Here is a 21,868-nt window from a genome sequence, read left to right as displayed (position 1 = left end):
GGCCTCATGGCTGTGCCGGGCTTAGTCCGCCGGGCGCATCTCCAGGATCTCCTCGTCGGAGGGCATGTAGGGCGCGGGGTCGTTATAGGTCCAGTCGACCATCACGCCCTTGCCGTCCTCCACCGCCGTGGTGCCGGTCCAGGCGCCCAGTGTCGACTGGTTGTCGATCTCGCGGTAATGCAGCGTGCCGATGGGCGTGTTCTCGACCTCAAGCCCTTCGAAGGCCATCCGCAGCGCCTCGGTATCAGTGGCGCCAGCCTTGGTGATGGCGGCGGCGATGCTCTGCGCCGTCATGTAGCCCACCAGCGAGCCGATCTTGGGCGTCTCGCCGGTAAACGCCTCATAGGCATCGACAAAGGTCTTGCCCGGCGTGCCGTCCTCGAACCCGTACCAGGGGAAGCCGGTGACGAACCAGCCTTCGGGCGCCTCGTCCTCCAGCGGTTCGAGATATTCCGGCTCGCCGGTCAGCAGCCCATAGACGGGGCGCCCGTCAAAGAGGCCCCGGTCGGTGCCCTGACGCACGAATTTGGCGAGGTCGGTGCCGAAGGTGACGTTATAGATCGCATCGGGCTTGGCGCGTTCGATGGCCTGCACCTCGGCGCCGGCGTCGATCTTGAACAGCGCCGGCCATTGCTCTGCGACGAATTCCACCTCGGGCTTCAGCATCTTGAGGTTGGTCTTGAAGGCCTCGACCGCATCGGTGCCATAGGCGTAGTTCGGCGCGATGGTGGCGTATTTGATTGCGTCGGTCTTGGCGGCCTCCTCGGCCAGCATGGCGGCCTGCACCCAGGTCGAGACCCGCAGGCGGAAGGTGTAGGGGTTGCCGGATTTCCACACCAACGTGTCGGCCAGCGGCTCGGAGGCGAGGTAGAGATATTTCTTCTCGTTGGCGAAGCTCGACAGCGCCAGCCCGACATTCGACAGGATCGAGCCGGTGAACATCACCGCGCCGTCGCGGGTCATCAGCTCTTCGGCGATCTTCACCGCCTCGGCCGGGTCGCCCTGATCGTCGCGGAAGATGAATTCCAGATCCTTGCCCAGCACGCCGCCATCGGCGTTGATCTCGCTCAGCGCCAGTTCGATGCCCTTCCTGTAGGGCTCGGCAAAGGCGGCGAGGCGCTTGTAATGGTTGATCTCGCCGACCTTGATCGTCTCCTGCGCAAAAGCTGTGGCAGGGGTCAGGGCAAGGGCGGCGGCCGTGGCCAGCACGGTGCGTCTCATCAGGTTCATCGCGGTTCAATCTCCTGTTGGCTGGGGGTCTTTCCGGCCCCCGATGTGATCCGGTCTTTGTGCCGGGTGTCTGGATCTGCAATCGCCGCCGGGCGGGCGGCGATGCGGGCCGGGAACGGTCTCACGGCCCGAGATTGGGGGATTGTTACCGGACAGGCAAGACGGGCCGGACCCGAAGGCGCCCCTCCGGCCTGTCGCGGAGCGCTATGGGGCGCGGTCCGGGTCATCGCAGCCCATCCTCGCCCGTCACCTCGTCATGTTGCAAGCCGCCGACGCGGGACAGTGGTCGACCGGTCTGCTGCAACGTCACCGCCACGACGATCTCGCGCGGGCGCGGGGCGTCGGCGATGCGCAGGCGCATGCCGTCGAAATGGCTGCGCACATAGGCGGCATCCTTGTGGCCCAGCGGAATGTCCAGGAACTCGCCCGCGCGCCCGATGGCCTTGGAGGAGGGCACCAGCGCCTTGCCGCCGCCGATCACCGCGCGCAGCGGCGCGCCGAGCCTGGGGTGCAGCAGGGCGGCGGCGTGTTCCAGTTCGCCCAGCTCGCCCACCAGCGCGGCCTTGCCATAGCCCTCGACCGCCTGCGCGCCGCAGCCGAGCGCCGCCAGCGCCTCGCGGCCCAGCAGATCTCCCAGCGCGGCGCCGGTCTCGATCAGCTCCGACAGGTCGTCCTCGTAGCGCCCGGCGAACGGGTTCTCGATCACCGCCGCCGCGAGCGCCCGGCGGGCGGGCGGCGTGACCGCCCGGCCCATCTCCGAGCGGGTCTCCTCGACCTGCGTGATGATCTTGCGCAGCTTCACCGCAACCCGTCCTCGCCCTTGACGTCTTCTTTCGTCAGACCACCCATGCGGGCGTGGATGCGCCCGCCGGTGGTCATCACCAGCACCAGCACGATCTCGTCCGGGCGCGGCGCGTCGGGAATGCCGACCTCCACCGCATCGTAATGCGAGCGCACGTAAGAGGCGTTGGTATGGGTCACCGGCACGTCGAGCCGCGTGCCCGCCGCGCCGACCTTCTTGGCCGAGGGCACGATGGCCTTGCTCTTCTCGATGGCGTCGCGCATCGCGTAGCCGCCCGGCACATGCCAGAGCGCGCCATGTTCGACCTCGCCGTTCACGCCGACAATGGCGCCCTTGCCATAGCCCTCGACCGCCGCCGCATCGCCGCCGAGCGCGTCGATGAGCTGTTGCGCCATCTGCGCCCCCAGCGGTTCGAGATCTTTCATGAAGGGGGCGATGTCGTCCACATAGCGCCCGGCATAAGGGTTCTCGATCACCGCCAGCGCGGCGGCGCGTTTTTGCGGCGTTTCGGGGGCAGGGCCGCCCTCGTGAAAGACGGTTTCGACCTGGACCAGCGTCTTGCGGATCTTGACCTCAGGCATGGGCGGGCTCCTCCTTGGCAATGGCGGTGCCGAGGGCCGTCCGCTCGCCCGCCAGCGCAAGGCAGGCGGCGCGGATCAGGCCCCGGCGGATATAGTCTTCGGCCAGCACGCGGCCCGCGTCCAGCGCGCGCCGCGCCTCGCGGGCGGTGAGCGCGCCCACGCCGGTGGTCACAGGCCGGTCGCCCAGATCGCTGTCGGGGGCGAGGGCGCTTGCGGGCTGGCGGGCGATGGCGGGATGGCCGGGCAGGTCCACCGCGTTGGCGATCAGCGTGGCGGCGGCATCGGCCCGCGCCGCGTCGCGCGCCAGCACGGTGACCGCATCGGCGATGCCCAGCGAGTGCGAGCGCCCGCGCCAGCCGCTGGTCGCCACGCCGCCGATGCCATCGCCGGCGGCGATACTGGCGCGGGCGCCGGGCGCGCGGCTCTGCGGGTCTTCGCAGATCGCCAGCCGCAGCGGCGCGGCGCTCGTCCAGAGCGCGATATCGCCACCATTGTTCACATGCGCGCGGGCGAGCCCGTGGCCGGGCACCAGCATCGCCGCCAGGATATGATCGGCCACCGATCCCGCCACGGCCGCCATCGGTGTCACGAAGGCGGGCGCAAAGAGATCGGTCGCGCTCTGCATCCGTAGCGCCACGGCACCGCGCGGCGCGGGACCATGTGCCGCGCGCAGCCGGGGCAGCTCGGCGCAGAGATCGTGGAGCACCGGCTCAAAGACCTCATGCGCGCGCCGCAGGGCGGCTTTGGCCGCGCTTTCCGGGCCCTCCGCCGTCACGATCAGGTCGATGGGGCCGTGGGTCAGCCGCATCCGCCCGTCGCGGGCCATCTGCACGATGGGCGCCTCGCGAAAGCTCATTTCGCGGGCTCCCGGCTGACAGGCCAGGGGCTGCCGGATTTGCGAGTCTCGGCGCGGCGGCCCGAGAGCCGGTGATCGCTCTGCCGCCCGGTGACGCCTTTCAGCGCCTCCTCCAGCGGCATCACATAATCCATATGCCCGCCAAGCGCCTGATAATCCTCGCGCCGCATGGTGAACTCGATGGGCGCCACAAGCGCCGGGGTCGGTACGTAGCCAAAGGCGTTCTTCGGCATCTGCGTCACGTCCGACATGAAGGTGATGCCGCCGCCCGGCCACATCATCACCGGCGCGCCGCCGCAGGTCACCCGGGTCAGCCGCGACTGCACAGAGCGCGTCAGGCTCACCGGGTTCTCGGTCACGCCCGAGCGCAGCGAGCCGCCAGCGCCGGCCATGAACAGCACCGAGGCGAGCGAAGGCTCGCAATTCTCCTCGATCCGCCGGACCGAGGGCAGCAGCCGCTCGGGCATCTCTTTCTCGACCGGCACGAGATCCTCGTTCAGCTCGAAATAGGCGGCGTGTTCGCCGGTGGTCGAGACCATGAGCAGCGACAGTCCGGGCCAGGCGATGCCGGGTTTCCACGCGCCGAGAATCTCCAGCGGATCGGAGAGATCGGTGCCGCCCCAGCCGGTGCCGGGCTCGGCCACCTGGAAATAGCGCCCCGGCGTCGAGCGCCGCCCGTTGATCTTGATCCCCGTGGCGGGCCAGCCGATGACCTTGCCCGCCTGATGCTCGGACATCACGCCGGTGATATGGTCGTCGACCACGACAACCTCGTCCACCAGCCCCTGCCACTGCGCCGCGAACATGCCCACCGTGGCCGAGCCGCAGCCGACGCGCATACGCTCCTCGCGCTGGCCATTGACTACCGGCGCCTGTCCGGCGGCGATCTCCAGCTCGGCGCCATTGTCGATGCTGAGCGCGACACTCTCGCCATTGCACAGCGCCAGCAGGGCCGAGCAGGTCGCGCGGCCCTCCTTCTTGGAGCCGCCGGTCAGGTGGTTGACCCCGCCGAGGCTGAGCATTTGCGAGCCATATTCCGAGGTGGTGACATGGCCGATCACCTCGTCCCCGGCGCGCACCCAGGCGCATTCGCTGCCCAGATGCCGGTCGGTGTCGATCTTCACCTTGGCGCCGCAATAGGAAAAGATCCCCTCGGTCACCACGGTGATCATGTCGGCATCCGCCGCTTTGGAGGCGACGATGAACGGCGCGGGCTTGTAATCGGGATAGGTCGTGCCGGAGCCCACGGCAGTGATGAAGGCCTCGTCGCCCGAAACGATATCGCCGTCCCATTCGCGGTCGAGAAAGGGCACCAGCGCCACGTCCTCGCGGTTTTCCAGAATGGTCAGCGGGTCGAGCCGCACCAGTTCGCCGCCCTCGTTGGCGTAGCGGTCGCAGGCGCCGGCGCGGCCCTCGGCGATATAGCACATCACCGGGCAGGCATCGCAGCGGATCTTGTCGGGGCGGTCCGAGGGGCTGCGTTTCGCGGGGGACGTCGGTGTGCTCAAGTCGCGGGCTCCGGCTGCTGGCTGATCTGCGGCAAGTTCGTTTGTATACGAACGCATGTCATCCGCTCTTCTGTCAAGCGGCGCGATATGGCAGATGGGGTGTATCGAGACCTGTGATGAGTTTTTCAGCAATCCGTTACGTGTGGTCTGGCAGCCCCCGGATGCGGATTGACAGAAATCGCAAAGCCGCCCTAGGCTGCCTGCATCTTCGTTTGTGTGCGAATGAAATCATCAGAGCCAGCGACCTCAGGAGAGACGCCATGCCCCTGCACCGACCCGACACGCTCGACGCCGCTCTGGCGCTGATGGGCAGGGGCGGCGCGCAGGCGCTGGGCGGGGGGACGGATCTCTATCCGGCGCTGCGCGACGGGGTGCCGCCGGCCGAGCTGGTCGACCTGACCGGGGTGGCGGAGCTGCGCGGGATGACGCGCGAGGCGGAGGGCTGGCGCATCGGCGGGGCGACCACGTGGAGCGCGTTGCTGCGCGCCGATCTGCCGCCGCTTTTCGACGGGCTGAAAGCCGCCGCGCGCGAGGTCGGATCGGTGCAGATCCAGAACGCGGGCACGGTGGCGGGCAATCTCTGCAACGCCTCTCCGGCGGCGGATGGGGTGCCGGCGCTGCTGGCGCTCGATGCCGAGGTCGGGCTGGCCTCTGCGGCGGGCACACGGCGCCTGCCGCTTGCCGAATTCATCACCGGCCCGCGCGCAACTCTGCTCGTGCCGGGGGAAATCCTGACGGAGATTTATATACCAGGCGCAAAAGGTTGCGGTGCATTTCTCAAGCTCGGGGCGCGGAAATATCTGGTGATCTCCATCGCCATGGTCGCGGCGGTGATCGAGGTTGAGGCGGGCCGCATCGCCCGCGCCCGCATTGCCGTGGGTGCCTGCGCGCCGGTGGCGCGACGACTGCCCGATCTGGAGGCGGGCCTTCGTGGCAAGAGCGTGGCGGAACTCTCTGAGATCCTGCGTGACTACCCATTCCCGGAGCTGGCTCCCATCGGCGATGTCCGGGCGCCTGCGGCGTATCGTGACGACGCCGTGCGCACGCTCGTCGCGCGCGCCATTACCACCGCCATGGAACAGGAGGCCGCTCATGTCGCTTGATGCGCCGCAGGGTCATATCGGCTTCACCCTCAACGGCGCCGAGATCACCGTGCCCGCAGACAGCACGGCCCGGCTCTCGGAAGTGCTGCGCGAGGTGGCCGGGGCGAAGGATGTCAAGATCGGTTGCAACGCCGGTGATTGCGGCGCCTGCACGGTTCTGGTTGACGGCGCGCCGGTCTGTGCCTGCCTGATGGCCGCCGGGCAGGTGCAGGGCCATATCGTGGAAACGCAATCCGGGCTCGCGGCGGAGGATCCGCATGCGCGCCGTCTCGTGCGCAGCTTTCAGCGTCATCAGGCGGCGCAATGCGGCATCTGCACGCCGGGCATGATGGTTTCGGCGGTGGCGCTGCTGCGCTCGGGCACGGCGCTAAGCGAGGAGAGCGTCGCGGATGCGCTTGGCGGCGTGCTCTGCCGCTGCACGGGGTATCGCAAGATCGTTGCCGCGGTGCTGGATGCGTCCGGCACCGAACCGCTGACCGAGGGCGGGGTCGGTGCGCCCATCGCCCGGCTCGACGGCGGGCCGAAACTCTCGGGCGAGGAACGCTTCGGCGACGATGTGGCGCCCGCTGATGCGTTGACGGTCCGGGTGATCCGCTCGCCCTATCACCGGGCGGGGTTCCGCTTCGGTGAACTGGAGGCGTTTCGCGAGGCCAACGGGCTCGACCTGATCCTCACTGCCGCCGACATCCCCGGTGAGAACCGTTTCGGCGTCATCCCCGGTTTCGAAGACCAGCCGGTCTTTGCCGAGGGCGAGACGCGATTCAAGGGCGAGGCGGTGGCGGCGGTGGTCGGCACACAGGAGGCGCTCGACGCCATGGCCGCGTTTCCGGTTGTGTGGGAGGAACGGCCCGCGATCCTCACCCCGGAGGGGGCCGAGAGTGCCGCGCAACTGCACCAGAGCCGCGCCGAAAACGTCATGTGCCGGGGCTATGTGGCGCGCGGCGATGCCGATGCCGCGCTGAAGGGCGCCGCGCATGTGGTCTCGGGCCGCTTCTCCACCGGCTTTATCGAGCATGGCTATATCGAGCCCGAGGCGGCCTCGGCCCACCGGGTCGGCGACCGGATCGAGATCTCCTGCTGCACCCAGGCGCCCTATATGAACCGCGACGGCCTCGCGACGATCATGGGGCTGGCGCCAGAGGCGGTGCGCATCCTGCCCACGGCGGTCGGCGGCGGCTTCGGCTCCAAGCTGGACCTTACCGCGCAGCCCTATGTGGCGCTGGCCGCCTGGCATCTGAACCGCCCGGCGCGCATCACCTACACCCGCACCGAGTCGATCTCGACCTCGACCAAGCGCCACCCTTCGGACATGGTGATGGAGATCGGCGCGGATGCCGATGGCCGTATCGTGGGCGCGCGCTTTGACGGCGTGTTCAACACCGGCGCCTATGCGAGCTGGGGGCCGACCGTGGCGAACCGCGTGCCGATCCACGCCAGCGGGCCGTACCGGACGCCGAACTATCAGGCGAAAAGCGCGGGGATTCATACCAATACCTCCCCCGCCGGGGCCTTTCGCGGCTTCGGCGTGCCGCAATCGGCGGTGGCGCAGGAACAGCTCTACGACATGCTGGCCGAAAGGCTGGGCCTCGACCGGCTGGAGTTCCGTCGCCGCAATTGCCTGACGAACGGCGATCCGACCGTGACCGGGCAGGTGTTCGAGACCGGCATGGGCATCGACGCCTGTCTCGACGCGCTGAAACCGCATTGGGACAGGGCGCAAGCCGAGGTGGCGGCGTTCAACGCCAGCCACGAGGACCGCAAGCGCGGCATCGGCGTGGCGGCGGGCTGGTACGGCTGCGGCAACACCTCGATGTCGAACCCCTCGACGATCCGCGCGGGCGTCACCCCCAAGGGCACGCTGATGCTGCATCAGGGCGCGGTGGATATCGGGCAGGGCTCCAACACCGTGATCACGCAGATCTTTGCCGAGGCCCTGGGCGTGCCGGTCTCCGCCGTGACGCGGGTGGGGCCGGATACCGACATCACGCCCGATGCGGGCAAGACCTCTGCCAGCCGCCAGACCTATATCTCCGGCAACGCCGCCCGGCTTTGCGGCGCGGCGCTCCGGGCACAGATCCTGCGGCTGGGCAATGTCTCGGACGCCGCCGAGATTGCGTTCACCGAAGAGGGCATCCTGCTCACCGACGGAGGCACCACCGTGCGGGTCGAGCTGCCGCCGGGCGCGCCTTATGCGCTGGAGGCTATCGAGAGCTACGACCCGCCGACCACGCCGCTCGACCCGAACGGGCAGGGCGACCCCTACGCCGTCTTCGGCACCGCCGCACAGATCTGCGAACTGGAGGTCGATCTGGCGCTCGGCACGGTCAAGCTGCGGCGCATCGTGGCGGCGCATGACGTGGGCAAGGCGATCAACCCGCTGCTGGTCGAGGGCCAGATCGAGGGCGGCGTGGCGCAGGGCATCGGCATGGCGCTGATGGAGGAATTCCTGCCGGGCCGCACCGAGAACCTGCACGATTACCTCATACCCACCATCGGCGACGTGCCCCCCATCGACACGCTGCTCGTCGAGAGCGGCGACGCGCACGGGCCTTACGGCGCCAAGGGGCTGGGCGAGCATTGCCTGATCCCCACCGCGCCCGCCGTGCTGAACGCCATCGCCCATGCCACGGGCGCGCGCATCCACCATCTGCCCGCGACCCCGGACAAGATCCGCGCGGCCATCCTCTCGGGGACAACATGACAGACGAGCTGACCGGCGCCTTCGCCGGGATCGACGTGGGCGGCACCTTCACCGATCTGGTGTTCTATGACAGCCGCGCCGCGGCGGTGAAACTCGCCAAGGTGCCGACCACGCTGGACAATCAGGCGACGGGGGTGCTGGCGGCGCTGGATGCGGCCTCGGTCGATGCCGCCGCGCTGGATCTCATCGTGCACGGCACCACCACCACCACCAACGCGGTGCTGGAGCGGCGGCTCTGCAAGACCGGGCTGATCACCACGCGAGGCTTCCGCGACGTGCTGGAGCTCGGTCGCCGCACGCGGCCGCATGCCTATGGCATGACCGGCCAGTTCCGTCCGATCATCCCGCGCGACCTGCGGCTGGAGATCCCCGAGCGGCTGCTGGCCGATGGCAGCGTCTATCTGCCGCTCGACGAAGACGCCCTGCGCGTCGCGCTGTCCGCACTGGTGAAAAAGGGCTGCGAGGCGCTGGTGATCCATTTCCTGCACGCCTATGCCAACCCCGCGCATGAGATCCGCGCCGGCGAGATCGCCCGCGAGATCTGGCCCAACGGCAATATCACCCTCGGGCACGCGCTGATATCCGAGAGTCGCGAATACGAGCGCGGGGTGACGGCGGCGGTCAACGCCTCGGTGCAGCCGCTGCTGCGCCGCTATGTGGAGCGGCTGGCCGACCGGCTGTCGGAGCGCGGTTACGGGCGCGACCTTCTGGTGATGAACGGCAATGGCGGCATGGTCTCGGCCCGGGTGGTGGCCGAGGAGGCCGCCAAGACGGTGATGTCCGGCCCGGCCTCGGGTGTGATGGCGGCGGCCTATACCGGGCGCCGCGCGGGCATCCCGGACCTGCTGACCTACGATATGGGCGGCACCTCCACCGATGTGGCGATGATCCGGGGCGCCGACCCGGCGGTGAGCCATGAGATCGAGATCGAATACGCCATGCCGATCCATGTGCCCATGGTCGATGTGCGCACCGTGGGTGCCGGCGGCGGCTCCATAGCGCGGGTCGATGCGGCGGGGCTGTTGCAGGTCGGGCCGGAGAGCGCCGGCTCGGTGCCGGGGCCGATCTGCTACGGCAAGGGCGGCACGGAGCCGACGATTTCCGATGCCAATATGTTGCTGGGACGGATGAACCCGGAGCGGCTGAACACCGGCGCCGGCGGCGTGTCGCTGGAGACGATCCGCGCCGCCTTTGCCGAAAAGCTGGGCGCGCGGCTGGGGCTCGATGCGACAGAGGCGGCGGCGGCGGTGCTGCGCATTGCCACGGCGAAGATGGCCGATGCGGTGCGCATGGTCTCTGTTTCACTCGGCGAAGACCCGCGCGATTTCGCGCTCTTCGCCTTCGGCGGCGCCGGCCCGCTGCATGCCTGCGCCATTGCCCGCGAGCTGGGCGTGCCGCGCGTGCTGGTGCCCGCGCGTCCGGGCATCACCAACGCTCTGGGCTGCATCGTCGCCGATCTGCGCCACGATTACGTCGCCACGGTGAACAGGCCGCTCGATGCCTGCGACATGGGAGAGGTGCATGCGATCTTCGCCCGCCAGACCGAGGAGGGCCGCGCCGCCATCGCCCGCGAACGGGTGGAAATCGCCGAGCTGCGGGTGACCCATTCGGTCGAGATGCGCTTCATCGGCCAGACGCATCTGCTGCGCGTGCCGCTCGCCTCCGCCACGCCGTCGCGCGAAGACCTGCAAGCGCTCTTCGAGGAGGCCTATTTCCGCCGCTTCCAGGTGCGCCTGCCCGAGATCCGCCCGGCGCTGGTCAATCTCAACACCTCGGTGATCGGCCGCCGCCCGGAGATCGACCTCTCGGCGCTGATCGACGCGTCGGGTCGCAAAGCCACGCTGGAAGAGGCCCGGAGCGGCACGCGCAAGGTCTATTTCGAGAGCTGGACCGACACGCCGGTCTATTGGCGCGATCACCTGCCGCCCGAGGCCACGCTCACCGGCCCGGCGATTGTCGAGCAGATGGATTGCACGCTGGTGCTGGAACCGGGCGACCGCGCCGCCCAGGATGGCGACGGCAATCTGATTGTCACGCTGGGGGCCGGGTCATGAGCGGCGTGCCCACGACCGGACACTTTGCCCTGCTATGGCCGATGCCGCATGCGTATTTGCCAAAGAGAAGAAGGGGCAGGGAGGCGCCCCTGTCTTCTTCTCTTTCCAAATACGCACGGCGCGCCCTTGTGGCCGGGCGATCCTTTGGAGGACGGCCATGAGTCTCGATCCCATCACCCTCACCGTCATTCAGTCCGGGCTGCAACAGGTCTGCGACGAGATGGATCTGAGCTTTTCCCGCGCGGCGTTCTCTCCGGTGATCGCCGAGGCCAATGACCGCTCGGACGGGATCTATGCCGCCGAGGATGGAAGCCTGATCGCGCAGGGCTCGCAAGGCTTGCCGGTCTTTGTCGGGGTCATGCAGCATTCCACCCGCAAGATCATCGAGATGATCGCCGAGGGGCGCGTGGCGGCGCCGCGGCCGGGGGACATCTATATCGTCAACGACCCCTATCTCGGCGGCACGCATCTGATGGATGTGCGCTTTGCCATGCCGGTCTGGCGCGGGGGCGAGATTTTCTGCTGGCTCAGCAATACCGGCCACTGGCCCGATACCGGCGGCGCGGTGCCCGGCGGGTTCTCGGCCAGCGCCACGGCGGTGGAACAGGAGGGGCTGCGGCTGCCGCCGGTGCGGCTTTTCAAGCGGGGCGAGCTCGATCCCGAGATCTATGCCATCATCTGCTCCAATATCCGCGTCGCCGATCAGCGCATCGGCGATGTGAAGGCGCAGGCGGCGGCGCTCTATGTGGGGCAGGCGCGGCTGACGCGGCTGCTCGACCGCTATGGCGACGACATCGTGCGCGAGGCGATTGCCGAGCTGCGCCGCCGCGCCGCCGAGCAGATGCGGGCGCAGATCGCGGCGATTGCGCCCGGTGTCTATCGCTCGATTGCCTATATCGACAGCGACGGGGTGGTGAACGAGCCGCTGGAGATCAAGCTGGCGATCACCGCCGATGGCGAAAAGCTGACCTTCGATTTCGCCGGCTCCAGCGCGCCCTGCGCCGGGCCGATGAATTCGGTTCTGGCGACCACGCACAGCTCTGTCTATCTCGCCATGCGCCACATCTTTCCCGATGTGCCGATCAGCGCCGGGGCCTTCGAGCCGCTGGAGATCCTCCGCCCCGAGGGCACATTCCTCGATGCGCAATACCCGCGCCCGGTCTCGGGCTGCGCGGCAGAGGTCAGCCAGCGCATCGCCGAGGCGGTGTTTGCCGCGCTGGTTACGGCGCTGCCCGACCGGGTGAGCGCGGCGCCGGCGGGCTCATCGGGCAATTTCGCACTGGGGGGCGAGGTGGCCGAGACCGGGCAGAGCTATGTGATGTACCAGATCTCGGGCGGCGGCTATGGCGGCTATGCGGGGGGCGACGGGATCTCCAACGGATGCTCGACCATCGGCATTTCCAAGGCGCCGCCGGTGGAGATCATGGAGCAGCAATTCCCGGTGCTCTATCACCGCTACGCGCTGCGCGAGGGCTCGGGCGGCGCGGGGGCGCATCGCGGCGGGTTCGGGCTGGATTACGAGGTGGAGATCCTCAGGGGCACGGCGCGGGCGAGTTTCGTGATGGATCACGGGCGCTTTGGCCCGCAGGGGGTGCTGGGCGGCGGCGATGGCGCGGTGAACGAGGTCGCGGTGACGCGGAGCGGCGAGACCTTCACACCGGAGCATCTTTCGAAAGCGCAGGACATCGCGCTTTCCGCCGGCGACCGGGTGCGGGTCAAGACGCCGGGCGGGGGCGGATACGGCGATCCGGCGGCGCGGGACCGGGCGCTGGTGGAGGAGGACGTGCGTCTGGGCCGCTACACGGCGGAAGAGGCGACGCGGCTCTTCGGGAACGGCTAGGCGCGCGGGGCGCTTGCACCGCCCCGCCAGCCGGCGCAGGGTGGCGGCATGACGGAGACTACAGAAAAACCCCGCGTGAGCATCACCTATTGTACCGGCTGCAACTGGCTGTTGCGCGCCGGCTGGATGGCGCAGGAGCTGCTCCAGACCTTTGGCGAGGAGCTGGGCGGGGTGACGCTGGTGCCGGGTTATGGCGGGGTCTATGAGATCTCGGTCGACGGCACGCTGCTCTGGGAGCGCAAGCGCGACGGCGGCTTTCCCGAGCCCAAGGAGATCAAGCGCCGGCTGCGCGACGCCATCGCGCCGGAGAAAGATCTCGGCCATTCCGACCGCTGAGGCGGCTCAGCTCTCGGCGAGGAGCCGTTCCAGCCCGTGGAAATGGTAGAGATCGGCATAGCGCGGCGGTTCGCTCAGGCGCAGCCCGGGCAGGCGCGCGAAGAGGATCGGCAGCGCGGTCTGCAATTCCAGACGCGCCAGCGGCGCACCGACGCAGAAATGCGGCCCGCCGCCAAAGCCGTGATGGGGCTGGGCCTCGCGCTTGAGGTCGAAGCGGTCGGGCTCGGCATAGACCGCCGGATCGCGGTTGGCGGCCCCCAACAGCAGCGCCACCTGGTCGCCGCGCGTGAACCTGTGGCCGAAAAGCTCTGCCGTCTCATAGGCATAGCGGGTGAAGAGATGCAGCGGGGAATCGTGGCGCAGGATCTCTTCGCAGACCGGCGCGGCGCTCTCGGTCGTGATCGGATGTCCGGCTTCCAGCAGCGTCTTGATGCCGTTGCCCATGGTGTGGACAGTGGCCTCGTGCCCGGCATTCAGGAGCAGCACGCAGGTGGCGATCAGCTCCTCGGTCGAGAGCCGGTCGCCTTGCTCTTCCGCCGCGATCAGTTGCGAGAGCAGGTCGTCGCGCGGGGATCTGCGGCGCTCTGCGATATAGTCGCTGAGGAAGGTCGCGAAATCGGCGGCGGCCTCGGCGGCGGCGTCCTCGATGGCGCGGCTGCGGCGGGCCTGATACATCGCCACCATGGCGTTGGACCATGAAAGGAGCTGCGGCGCCATGGTGTCGGGCACGCCCAGCAGGCGCGCGATCACGATCACCGGGATTGGCTGGCAGAAGGCCGGCAGCAGATCGACGAGGCCGTCCGGAAAGGCGTCGATGAGCCCATGCGCCAGCGCTGCGATTTCCGGCCCCAGCGCGGCGATGCGGCGGCTGGTGAAGGCGCGCAGCACCAGACCGCGCAGCCGCGTGTGGCGCGGCGCCTCCAGCTCCAGCATGGAATGCGCCTCGATGGCGTAGAAGGGGGCGAGATGCTCGGGGATGGGTCGGGCCTGCTCGGCGGGGATCTCGCGCCCGAAGCGGCGGTCGCGCAGCAGCGCCTGCACCGCCCGGTGCGAGACCGCGCAGACCATGCCATACTCGTCCCAATAGCCCAGATCGCCGCCGGCGCGCATCCGGTGGTAGAACGGGTAGGGATCTTGCACAAAGCCCGGATCGGTGGGGGATTGGGAAAAGCGCCGCATGCGTGCGACCCTGCCCCCGGGACGCTTTCCTGACAAGAGCGGGGTTGCTATGTCTTTGCCATGAGACGGGGATTTCTCCAGAGCCGCGCGGCGCTCGTGATACTGGCGCTCGCTGCCACCGCCGCTTTGGCCGGCGTCGTGGGGCGCTCGGCCTATGTTCAGGCACTGGGGCCGGTGGCGGCGCGCGGGCAGAGCGATCTGGAGCTTGCCTCGGACCGGCTGGTCACCCAGTTGCAGCGGTTTCGCGAATTCGCGGTGCTCTCGGCGGATCACCCGGCGCTGGTGGCGCTGCATGACGGCGGTTCGCGGGCCGAGGCGGGGACGATGCTGCTGCGCGCCGCCGACCGTTCCGGCGCGGTGCTGGCGGCCTATCTCGACCGCGACGGCCAGGTGCTGGCGGCCTCCGAGGCCGGGCTGCCCGACTGGGTGCGCGCCGGCGAGCCGCTGCGCCGTGCCTTCGACGGGGCGCTTGGGGTGGCCCACGGGCCGGGGCCTGCCGGGGTGGCGCGGGCGTTCTATTTCGCAGCCCCCAGCTTTTCCGATGACGGGCAGGTGCGCGGCGCGCTGGTGGTGGTGGTCGATGTGGCGCGGCTCGAACGCGACTGGCGCGGCTCGCTGCCGGCGGTGCTGTTCGTGGATCGTGGCGGCGAGGTCTTTGCCACCAACCGCTCCGAACTGCTGGGCTGGCGCCGCGAGGCGGCGGCGGCGCTGGTCTCGGCGGAGGGCGAGCCACGCGCGGTGCAGGTGCGCCGCCCGGGCGGCTACACTGTCTGGGCGCAACGGTTTTCCCCCTATATCCCGGCGCGGGCGCTGCGGCTCGAGGCGGATCTGCCGGTGATCGGCATGACCGGTGTGCTGCTGGTGGATGTGGCGCCAGCGGCGCGGCTGGCGGCGCTTCAGGCGGCGGTGGTTGCGGCGGGGCTTCTGTTTTTCGGCATGCTGCTCTGGCTGGCGCTGGAGCGGCGCCGAGCGCTGGCGGAGGCCAATCAGGTGCTGGAGGCGCGGGTCTCGGCGCGCACGAGGGCGCTAGAACAGAGCAACGTGGCGCTGCGCCGCGAGATCGCCGAGCGGCAGGAGGCGGAGGCGGCGTTGAAACGGGCGCAGGCGGAGCTGGTGCAGGCCTCCAAGCTCTCGGCTCTGGGCAAGATGAGCGCCGGCATCAGCCATGAGCTGAACCAGCCGTTGATGGCGATCCGCAGCTTTGCCGAGAACGGCGCGGCGTTTCTCGAACGCGGGCGGGCGGAGCGCGCGGCGGAGAATCTCGGGCGGATCTCGGACATGGCGAACCGCATGGGGCGGATCATCAAGAACCTGCGCGCCTTCGCCAAGGCCGAGCCCGAGCCCGCGCGCCGCATCGGGCTCGCTGCCGTGGTGGAAAGCGCGCTGGAAGTGCTGGCGCGGCGCATCGAAGAGACCGGCACGGCGATCGACTGGCAGCGCCCTGAGCGCGCCACGGTGGTGATGGGCGGCGAGGTGCGGCTGGGGCAGGTGGTGGTGAACCTGCTTTCGAACGCGATGGAGGCGATGGCCGGGTGCGAGACGCGCCGCATCACCATTCGGATCGTGCCCGACGATGCGGCGGGTCTCGTGCGGCTCACCGTGCGCGACACCGGGCCGGGCATCGCCGATCTGTCGCGCATCTTCGATCCGTTCTACTCCACCAAGGAGGTGGGCGCCGAGGAGGGCATGGGGCTGGGCCTGTCGATCTCCTATGGCATCGTCGAGGGATTTGGCGGAAAGCTGCGCGGCGAGAATGTCGAGGGCGGCGCGCTCTTCACCATCGAGCTGCAACAGGCGAGGGAAATCGCATGAGCGTGCGCAGGGTGCTTCTGGTCGATGACGACGCGGCGGTGCGCGAGGCGCTTGGCCAGACACTGGAGCTGGCGGAGTTCGACGCGGTGACGGCGGGCAGTTTCGTCGAGGCCAAGGATCTGATCGGGCGGCATTTCGAGGGGGTGATCGTTTCGGATATCCGCATGCCGGGGCGCGACGGGTTCTACCTGCTGGATTATGCGCATGAGCAGGACGCCGAACTGCCGGTGATCCTGTTGACCGGCGAGGGCGACATTCCCATGGCGGTGCGGGCGATGTCGGCGGGGGCGTTCGATTTTCTGGAAAAGCCCTGCGCGCCGGCGGATCTGATCTCGGTGATCGAGCGGGCGCTGCGCACCCGCGGGCTGGTGCTGGAAAACCGCCGCCTCAAGGCGCAGCTGGAGACCGGAGATCCGGCGGCGCGGATGATCTTCGGCACGTCCGAGCTGTCCGAGGCGATGCGGCGGAAGGTACGCGCCGCGGCGCGGGCGGGGACGGATGTGCTGGTGCGCGGCGCGCCGGGCTCGGGCGTGTCGAAAGTGGCGGAGGTGGTGCATCTGTGTTCGTCCCGCGCCAAGGGGCCGTTCGAGAAGCGCTCGGCGGCGGGGCTGGGGCGCGAGGATCTGGCGCGGCACTGGCAGAGCTGTGCGGGCGGCACGCTGTTTCTCGACGAGATCGGGCAATTGCCGGTGGACACGCAGCTCGCGCTTCTGGACGCGCTGGAGGCAGGCGGCGCGCGGCTCATCGCGGGCACGGTGGAGGATCTGTCGCACGCGGTGGCGCAGGGACGGTTCTCGGCGGAGCTGTTCTATCGGCTGGAGGTGATGCAGCTGCGCATCCCGGCGCTGGCGGAGCGGCCGCAGGACATTCCGGTGCTGTTCCGCCATTATGTGGCGCAGGCGGCGGAGCAGGCGGGTCTGCCCGAGCCGGAGATCGGCGAGGAGGTGATCGCCGGGCTGATGGCGCGCGACTGGCCGGGCAATGCGCGCTCGCTGATGTCGGCAGCGATGCGCTTTGTGCTGGGGCTCGGCGAGGGCGAGGCCGGCGGCGAGGGGCTGGGGCTGGCGGAACGGCTGGCGCAGGTCGAGCGCTCGCTGCTGGCGGATGCGCTGAAGCGCACCGGCGGGCAGGCGAGTGCGGCGGCGGAGACGCTGAAGCTGCCGCGCAAGACCTTTTACGACAAGCTGGCGAAATACGGGCTGAAGCCGGAGGCGTTCCGTTAGCGGTCGGATCGAAATGTGTAAGAGGCGCAACGGTAGCCGGGCCCGGCGGCGGATCGTGGGGGGCCGCACTGATCTTGGAATCCCTTACTTTATCCTGGCCACATCCGAGAGACCTCAAGGCCATGCGTTTGCGTCACCAAAGCGGCAGCCCGCAGGGACGGCCCGCCGCTGGGCTCGGTGGCTTCGCCTTGAGTCCGGGCCAGTGGTGAGGGGATTGCCAGACAGCCTTATTTCGGTTGGAGGCGTCGCGGCGCAGGACGCTAGCCTGCGGCATCCTTCGTGAGCGCATCGACCTTGGCGCGCAGGCTGCGCAGCATCTCGGTGCCGGCGGTCCATTTCGTGCCGTAGCCGAGATTCCAGCCGTAATCGAACGCCGCGTGCTGCGGGCCGGTGAGGTGCTGCATCATGGTTTCCAGCTTGTCGAGCCCCTTCGCCATGCGTGCCTCGGCGCTTTCGCCCGCCTCGTATTCCTCCCAGAGCGCGCGGATGCGGGCGCGCAGATCCTCGGGCAGCCCCTCTGTCAGCGTGGCGAGATCGGCGCGTTCGCGGGCGGTCTTGTCGTCATCGGGGCTCTGATGGATCGCCGGCACGTCGCCGGAGATCGCCTCACCGAGATCGTGCACGATGCAGAGCCGCAGCAGATGGGCGAAATCGACGCCGCTTTCGGGTTCGGTGAGCAGGGCGAGCAGGCAGAGGCTCCAGCTGTGCTCGGCCACGCTTTCGGGTCGCCCGGCGCTGGTCTGCGACGAGCGGAACGTGGCCTTGAGGCGCTCGGCCTCGGCCATGAAGGCGACGATGCGGTCGTGACGGTCGGGTTCCATGGCGTGCATCCTGCGCGCGGGCCGGGAGATTCGCCAGCCATGGTGATGTGCGGAAATCCGCACATCACGGGGAATTCCATGTGCGGGATCTCGCACGCATTTGACCTGCGTGGCCGGAGGAGATGCGATAATATCTTTGTAAGCATTTGGCATATAATAAAAAAACTTAGGGGGCTTGCGCGGCGATCACGCACACTTGATGCGTTTTGCGCAGGGCGGTCTTGTGTGCGGCGAAGGGCTCGCAGGGGAGCGGGCCCTGACAGGTACATATTCGGGAGGATACCGATGAAGACGTTTCTGATGACCGCCTGCGCCACCGCCGCTTTGCTCACCGCCGGCGCGACGGGTGCCATGGCAGCCTGCGACGATGGCGAGATCGTGATCAAGTTCAGCCATGTCACCAATACCGACAAGCACCCCAAGGGCATCGCCGCGACGCTGCTCCAGGAGCGCGTCAACAACGAGATGGACGGCACCGCCTGCATGGAGGTCTACCCCAACTCGACGCTCTACAATGACGATCAGGTGCTTGAGGCGATGCTGAACGGCGACGTGCAGCTGGCCGCGCCCTCGCTGTCGAAATTCGAGCAGTTCACCAAGGTGTTCCGCATTTTCGACCTGCCGTTCATGTTCGTGAACATGGACGCGGTGGACAAGTTCCAGAACAGCGAAACCGGCCAGGCGATGAAGGAATCGATGCTGCGCCGCGGCCTTCTGGGCCTCGATTTCTGGCATAACGGCCTGACCCAGTTCTCGGCCAACAAGCCGCTGATCTCGCCGGAGGACGCCAAGGGCCTCAAGTTCCGGGTGCAGCCGTCGGAAGTGCTGAAGGCCAATATGGAGCAGCTCGGCGCCAGCCCGCAGCCCATGGCCTTCTCGGAGGTTTACGGCGCCCTCCAGACCGGCGTTGTCGACGGTCAGGACAACACCTGGTCGAACATCTACGGCCAGAAGTTCTTTGAGGTGCAGGACGGCATCACCGAGACCAATCACGGGCTGCTCGACTATATGGTCGTGACCTCCGCCGACTGGTGGGACAGTCTCGACGGGGACGTGCGGACCCAGCTCGAAACCATCATCCACGAGGTGACCGCCGAGCGCAATGCGGCCATCGCCGAAGTGGATGCCGCCAACCGTCAGGCGATCCTCGATGCCGGCGGCACCATCCGCGAGCTGACGCCTGAGCAGCGCCAGGAATGGGTCGATGCGCTCAAGCCGGTCTGGGAGAAGTTCGAGGGCGATGTGGGCCAGGAGAACATCGACGCGGCACAGGCGATCAACGCCGAGGTGCAGGGCTAAGCGCCCGCGTCTTCGGTCCGGCCCCCGGGGACAGGGGCCGGCCGGGGTCTGGGGGACGGTCCCGCCGTCCCCTTTTTGCACCGAGACATCACAGAGGACAGGCCGCCGGAGACGGGACCGGAGGGCTCGAGGGGGAACCGCATGTCCAGTCACAGCCAAGGCCAGAGCGCGCTCGGCCGTTTCGTCAACGAGTTCGAGGAAACCGCCATCGCGGTGATCCTCGGGCTGATGACGCTTATCACCTTCGTCAATGTCGTGCTGCGCTACGGCTTCAATACCGGGCTGATCTGGGGGCTGGAGGCGGTGACGATCCTCTTTGCCTGGCTGGTGCTGTTCGGAATCAGCTACGCGGTCAAGACCACCTCGCATCTGGGGGTGGATGCGGTGATCAACCTGGTGCCGCCGGTGGTGCGCCGCGCGCTGGCGCTGATCGCGGCAGCGGCCTGCATCTTCTATGCGGTGCTGCTGCTCAAGGGCGCCTGGGATTACTGGGCGAATTTCGCCAACCTGCCGCAGACCAACGGGCGCTGGTTCCCGACCGGGCTGGAGGAGATGAAACGCACTTCCTACCGCAGCTGGTACGAGGTCGTGGATATTCCGATGCCCGACTGGCTGCGCTTTATCGAGCCCTGGATCAACGAAGGCGAGCATTACGAGAAACTGCCGCGCTTCATCCCCTATGCCATCCTGCCGATCGGCGCCGCGCTTCTGCTGTTCCGCTTCATTCAGGCAGGCTGGCAGATCTGGACCGGTGAGAAAACCGGCCTGATCGTCAGCCACGAGGCGGAAGACGCCGTCGAAGACGTGGCCCATCTGAACCGCGAGGACTGAGACCATGGATGTCGTTCTTCTCTTTGCCTCGGTCGTGGGGCTGATGCTGATCGGCGTGCCCATCGCGGTGTCGCTGGGCCTGTCGTCGATCTTTTTCCTGCTGGTGCTGTCGGATACCTCGCTGGCCTCGGTGGCGCAGAGCTTTTTCCAGGCGATGGCGGGGCATTACACGCTGCTGGCGATCCCGTTCTTCATCCTGGCCTCGTCCTTCATGTCGACGGGCGGCGTGGCGCGGCGGATCATCCGCTTCTCCATCGCGCTGGTGGGGCATTTCCACGGCGGTCTGGCCATCGCGGGGGTCTTTGCCTGCATGCTTTTCGCGGCGCTCTCGGGGTCGTCGCCGGCCACCGTGGTCGCCATCGGCTCCATCGTCATCGCCGGCATGCGGCAGGTGGGGTACAGCAAGGATTTCGCCGCCGGCGTCATCGCCAATGCGGGCACGCTGGGCATCCTCATCCCGCCGTCGATCGTGATGGTGGTCTATGCCTCGGCGACCGATGTCTCGGTGGGCCGGATGTTCCTCGCGGGGGTTATCCCGGGGCTCATGGCGGGCACCATGCTGATGATCACCATCTATCTCATCGCGCGCTTCCGCGGTCTGCCGAAAGGCGACTGGCTGGGCTGGGGCGAGGTGTTCCGTTCCGGGCGCGAGGCGCTCTGGGGGCTGTTCCTGATCGTGATCATCCTCGGCGGGATCTATGGCGGGATCTTCACCCCGACCGAAGCCGCCGCCGTCGCCGCCGTCTATGCCTTCCTGATCGCCAATTTCGTCTATTGCGACATGGGGCCGCTGGCGGGCCGGGACGGGGAGCCGAACCTGCCGCTCATCCGCAAGCCCATTGCGCTGGTGACCGCGTTCTTCCACCGCGACACCCGCGATACGCTCTTCGATGCGGGCAAGCTGACGATCACGCTGATGTTCATCATCGCCAACGCGCTGATCCTCAAGCATGTGCTGACCGACGAGCAGATCCCGCAGCAGATCGCCGCGGCGATGCTGAACGCGGGCTTCGGGCCGGTGATGTTCCTGGTGATCGTCAACGTGATCCTGCTGATCGGCGGGCAGTTCATGGAGCCCTCGGGCCTGATCGTGATTGTCGCGCCGCTGGTCTTCCCCATCGCCATCGAGCTTGGCATCGACCCGATCCATCTCGGCATCATCATGGTGGTGAACATGGAGATCGGCATGATCACCCCGCCGGTGGGCCTGAACCTCTTCGTGACCTCCGGGGTGGCGGGGATGCCGATGATGAACGTGGTGCGCGCGGCGCTGCCCTTCCTCGCGGTGCTCTTCGTGTTCCTGATCATGGTGACCTATATCCCGGTCATCTCGACCTGGCTGCCGACCACCTTCATGGGGCCGGAGATCATCACGAATTAAGCAGTGCGTGCGGTGGGCAGATTGCCCACCCTACGCGGTGGGTGAGGCGGCGCTGCGGAGACGGGGCGCCGCGTTGCGGTGTTGGGAGGCATGCCTCCGGTGGGAGTATTTTGCGAAGGGTCTATTCCAGCTGAGGTGTTCTGAGAGTATGCTAAGGTGCTCTCATGTCTCAGAAAAACCGGTATCTATTTCGGGGGAGAATTTCGGAGAGAAAGTTCCGGGATCTTCTGCGCCTCTTCGCAACCGATATCACCGCTGATCGCGCCGCCTCACTGACCGGCCTTAACCACAAATCAGCCGCCGCGATTTTC

At 68.1% G+C, this 21,868-nt stretch carries 17 protein-coding genes; 10 read left to right on the top strand and 7 right to left on the bottom strand.

What is annotated here, in order from left to right; genetic code table 11:
* Positions 1 to 21 precede the first annotated feature (21 nt).
* The 5 genes from I6N89_RS09730 to I6N89_RS09710 all read right to left on the bottom strand — a co-directional run bounded on the left by I6N89_RS09730 (position 22) and on the right by I6N89_RS09710 (position 4,899).
* Complete coding sequence (locus tag I6N89_RS09730) at positions 22 to 1,230, bottom strand: ABC transporter substrate-binding protein (protein WP_207018232.1); 1,209 nt, start codon at positions 1,228 to 1,230, stop codon at positions 22 to 24.
* 223 nt (positions 1,231 to 1,453) lie between these two features.
* Complete coding sequence (locus I6N89_RS09725; RefSeq protein ID WP_207018231.1) at positions 1,454 to 2,032, bottom strand: amino acid synthesis family protein; 579 nt, start codon at positions 2,030 to 2,032, stop codon at positions 1,454 to 1,456.
* Positions 2,029 to 2,613, bottom strand: a complete 585-nt coding sequence (locus I6N89_RS09720; RefSeq protein WP_207018230.1) for an amino acid synthesis family protein — start codon at positions 2,611 to 2,613, stop codon at positions 2,029 to 2,031. Before I6N89_RS09720 ends, I6N89_RS09725 begins: the two co-directional genes overlap by 4 nt.
* The gene (locus I6N89_RS09715) at positions 2,606 to 3,469 is read right to left on the bottom strand and encodes a UPF0280 family protein (RefSeq protein ID WP_207018229.1); all 864 of its coding nucleotides are present in this window, start codon (positions 3,467 to 3,469) and stop codon (positions 2,606 to 2,608) included. The genes I6N89_RS09720 and I6N89_RS09715 overlap by 8 nt, the downstream gene beginning before the upstream one ends.
* The gene (locus I6N89_RS09710; protein WP_236016552.1) at positions 3,466 to 4,899 is read right to left on the bottom strand and encodes a 6-hydroxynicotinate reductase; all 1,434 of its coding nucleotides are present in this window, start codon (positions 4,897 to 4,899) and stop codon (positions 3,466 to 3,468) included. The genes I6N89_RS09715 and I6N89_RS09710 overlap by 4 nt, the downstream gene beginning before the upstream one ends.
* A gap of 338 nt (positions 4,900 to 5,237) precedes the next feature.
* Between I6N89_RS09710 and I6N89_RS09705 the strand changes: the two genes are divergently transcribed.
* The 5 genes from I6N89_RS09705 (at position 5,238) to I6N89_RS09685 (ending at position 13,011) form a co-directional block, all read left to right on the top strand.
* Complete coding sequence (locus tag I6N89_RS09705; RefSeq protein WP_207018227.1) at positions 5,238 to 6,080, top strand: FAD binding domain-containing protein; 843 nt, start codon at positions 5,238 to 5,240, stop codon at positions 6,078 to 6,080.
* Positions 6,070 to 8,781, top strand: coding sequence for a molybdopterin-dependent oxidoreductase (locus I6N89_RS09700; RefSeq protein ID WP_207018226.1), 2,712 nt, complete (start codon positions 6,070 to 6,072; stop codon positions 8,779 to 8,781). Before I6N89_RS09705 ends, I6N89_RS09700 begins: the two co-directional genes overlap by 11 nt.
* Positions 8,778 to 10,835, top strand: a complete 2,058-nt coding sequence (locus I6N89_RS09695) for a hydantoinase/oxoprolinase family protein (RefSeq protein WP_207018225.1) — start codon at positions 8,778 to 8,780, stop codon at positions 10,833 to 10,835. Before I6N89_RS09700 ends, I6N89_RS09695 begins: the two co-directional genes overlap by 4 nt.
* 157 nt (positions 10,836 to 10,992) lie before the next feature.
* A complete protein-coding gene (locus I6N89_RS09690) occupies positions 10,993 to 12,675 on the top strand; it encodes a hydantoinase B/oxoprolinase family protein (protein WP_207018222.1) in 1,683 nt (560 codons plus the stop codon).
* A 48-nt stretch (positions 12,676 to 12,723) separates the two neighbouring features.
* Positions 12,724 to 13,011, top strand: coding sequence for a SelT/SelW/SelH family protein (locus I6N89_RS09685; protein WP_207018220.1), 288 nt, complete (start codon positions 12,724 to 12,726; stop codon positions 13,009 to 13,011).
* Between the two features lie 6 nt (positions 13,012 to 13,017).
* Here I6N89_RS09685 and I6N89_RS09680 read toward each other — a convergent pair whose 3' ends face one another.
* A complete protein-coding gene (locus tag I6N89_RS09680; RefSeq protein ID WP_207018219.1) occupies positions 13,018 to 14,190 on the bottom strand; it encodes a cytochrome P450 in 1,173 nt (390 codons plus the stop codon).
* 60 nt (positions 14,191 to 14,250) lie between these two features.
* On the opposite strand from I6N89_RS09680, the gene I6N89_RS09675 reads away from it, so the two are divergent.
* Positions 14,251 to 16,002 carry a sensor histidine kinase gene (locus I6N89_RS09675; RefSeq protein WP_207018218.1) on the top strand — a complete coding sequence of 584 codons (1,752 nt, stop codon included), beginning with the start codon at positions 14,251 to 14,253 and terminating at the stop codon, positions 16,000 to 16,002.
* On the top strand, positions 15,999 to 17,225 hold the full coding sequence (locus I6N89_RS09670) for a sigma-54-dependent transcriptional regulator (protein WP_207018217.1): 1,227 nt from the start codon (positions 15,999 to 16,001) through the stop codon (positions 17,223 to 17,225). Before I6N89_RS09675 ends, I6N89_RS09670 begins: the two co-directional genes overlap by 4 nt.
* A 260-nt stretch (positions 17,226 to 17,485) precedes the next feature.
* On the opposite strand, the gene I6N89_RS09665 is transcribed toward I6N89_RS09670, so the two are convergent.
* Positions 17,486 to 18,046 carry an HD domain-containing protein gene (locus tag I6N89_RS09665; protein WP_207018216.1) on the bottom strand — a complete coding sequence of 187 codons (561 nt, stop codon included), beginning with the start codon at positions 18,044 to 18,046 and terminating at the stop codon, positions 17,486 to 17,488.
* A 285-nt stretch (positions 18,047 to 18,331) separates the two neighbouring features.
* On the opposite strand from I6N89_RS09665, the gene I6N89_RS09660 reads away from it, so the two are divergent.
* The 3 genes from I6N89_RS09660 (at position 18,332) to I6N89_RS09650 (ending at position 21,557) form a co-directional block, all read left to right on the top strand.
* Positions 18,332 to 19,345 (top strand): DctP family TRAP transporter solute-binding subunit, encoded by a 1,014-nt coding sequence (locus tag I6N89_RS09660; protein WP_207018215.1) that lies wholly within the window; start codon positions 18,332 to 18,334, stop codon positions 19,343 to 19,345.
* A 141-nt stretch (positions 19,346 to 19,486) separates the two neighbouring features.
* On the top strand, positions 19,487 to 20,176 hold the full coding sequence (locus tag I6N89_RS09655; protein ID WP_207018214.1) for a TRAP transporter small permease: 690 nt from the start codon (positions 19,487 to 19,489) through the stop codon (positions 20,174 to 20,176).
* 4 nt (positions 20,177 to 20,180) lie between these two features.
* Positions 20,181 to 21,557, top strand: a complete 1,377-nt coding sequence (locus tag I6N89_RS09650; protein ID WP_207018213.1) for a TRAP transporter large permease — start codon at positions 20,181 to 20,183, stop codon at positions 21,555 to 21,557.
* Positions 21,558 to 21,868 lie beyond the last annotated feature (311 nt).

The organism is Salipiger abyssi, assembly GCF_017311415.1.
Taxonomy (GTDB): domain Bacteria; phylum Pseudomonadota; class Alphaproteobacteria; order Rhodobacterales; family Rhodobacteraceae; genus Salipiger; species Salipiger abyssi_A.
Note: the sequence above shows the minus strand (reverse complement) of the source record. Positions and strands in the feature narration are given on the sequence as shown.

What these genes read in the sequence shown, in the direction of transcription:
- I6N89_RS09730 (WP_207018232.1), bottom strand. Translation starts at nt 1,230, where the DNA reads ATGAACCTGATGAGACGCACCGTGCTGGCCACGGCCGCCGCCCTTGCC.
- I6N89_RS09665 (WP_207018216.1), bottom strand. Translation starts at nt 18,046, where the DNA reads ATGGAACCCGACCGTCACGACCGCATCGTCGCCTTCATGGCCGAGGCC.
- I6N89_RS09700 (WP_207018226.1), top strand. Translation starts at nt 6,070, where the DNA reads ATGTCGCTTGATGCGCCGCAGGGTCATATCGGCTTCACCCTCAACGGC.
- I6N89_RS09695 (WP_207018225.1), top strand. Translation starts at nt 8,778, where the DNA reads ATGACAGACGAGCTGACCGGCGCCTTCGCCGGGATCGACGTGGGCGGC.
- I6N89_RS09705 (WP_207018227.1), top strand. Translation starts at nt 5,238, where the DNA reads ATGCCCCTGCACCGACCCGACACGCTCGACGCCGCTCTGGCGCTGATG.
- I6N89_RS09660 (WP_207018215.1), top strand. Translation starts at nt 18,332, where the DNA reads ATGAAGACGTTTCTGATGACCGCCTGCGCCACCGCCGCTTTGCTCACC.
- I6N89_RS09670 (WP_207018217.1), top strand. Translation starts at nt 15,999, where the DNA reads ATGAGCGTGCGCAGGGTGCTTCTGGTCGATGACGACGCGGCGGTGCGC.
- I6N89_RS09685 (WP_207018220.1), top strand. Translation starts at nt 12,724, where the DNA reads ATGACGGAGACTACAGAAAAACCCCGCGTGAGCATCACCTATTGTACC.
- I6N89_RS09650 (WP_207018213.1), top strand. Translation starts at nt 20,181, where the DNA reads ATGGATGTCGTTCTTCTCTTTGCCTCGGTCGTGGGGCTGATGCTGATC.
- I6N89_RS09690 (WP_207018222.1), top strand. Translation starts at nt 10,993, where the DNA reads ATGAGTCTCGATCCCATCACCCTCACCGTCATTCAGTCCGGGCTGCAA.
- I6N89_RS09715 (WP_207018229.1), bottom strand. Translation starts at nt 3,469, where the DNA reads ATGAGCTTTCGCGAGGCGCCCATCGTGCAGATGGCCCGCGACGGGCGG.
- I6N89_RS09680 (WP_207018219.1), bottom strand. Translation starts at nt 14,190, where the DNA reads ATGCGGCGCTTTTCCCAATCCCCCACCGATCCGGGCTTTGTGCAAGAT.
- I6N89_RS09720 (WP_207018230.1), bottom strand. Translation starts at nt 2,613, where the DNA reads ATGCCTGAGGTCAAGATCCGCAAGACGCTGGTCCAGGTCGAAACCGTC.
- I6N89_RS09655 (WP_207018214.1), top strand. Translation starts at nt 19,487, where the DNA reads ATGTCCAGTCACAGCCAAGGCCAGAGCGCGCTCGGCCGTTTCGTCAAC.
- I6N89_RS09710 (WP_236016552.1), bottom strand. Translation starts at nt 4,899, where the DNA reads ATGTGCTATATCGCCGAGGGCCGCGCCGGCGCCTGCGACCGCTACGCC.
- I6N89_RS09675 (WP_207018218.1), top strand. Translation starts at nt 14,251, where the DNA reads ATGAGACGGGGATTTCTCCAGAGCCGCGCGGCGCTCGTGATACTGGCG.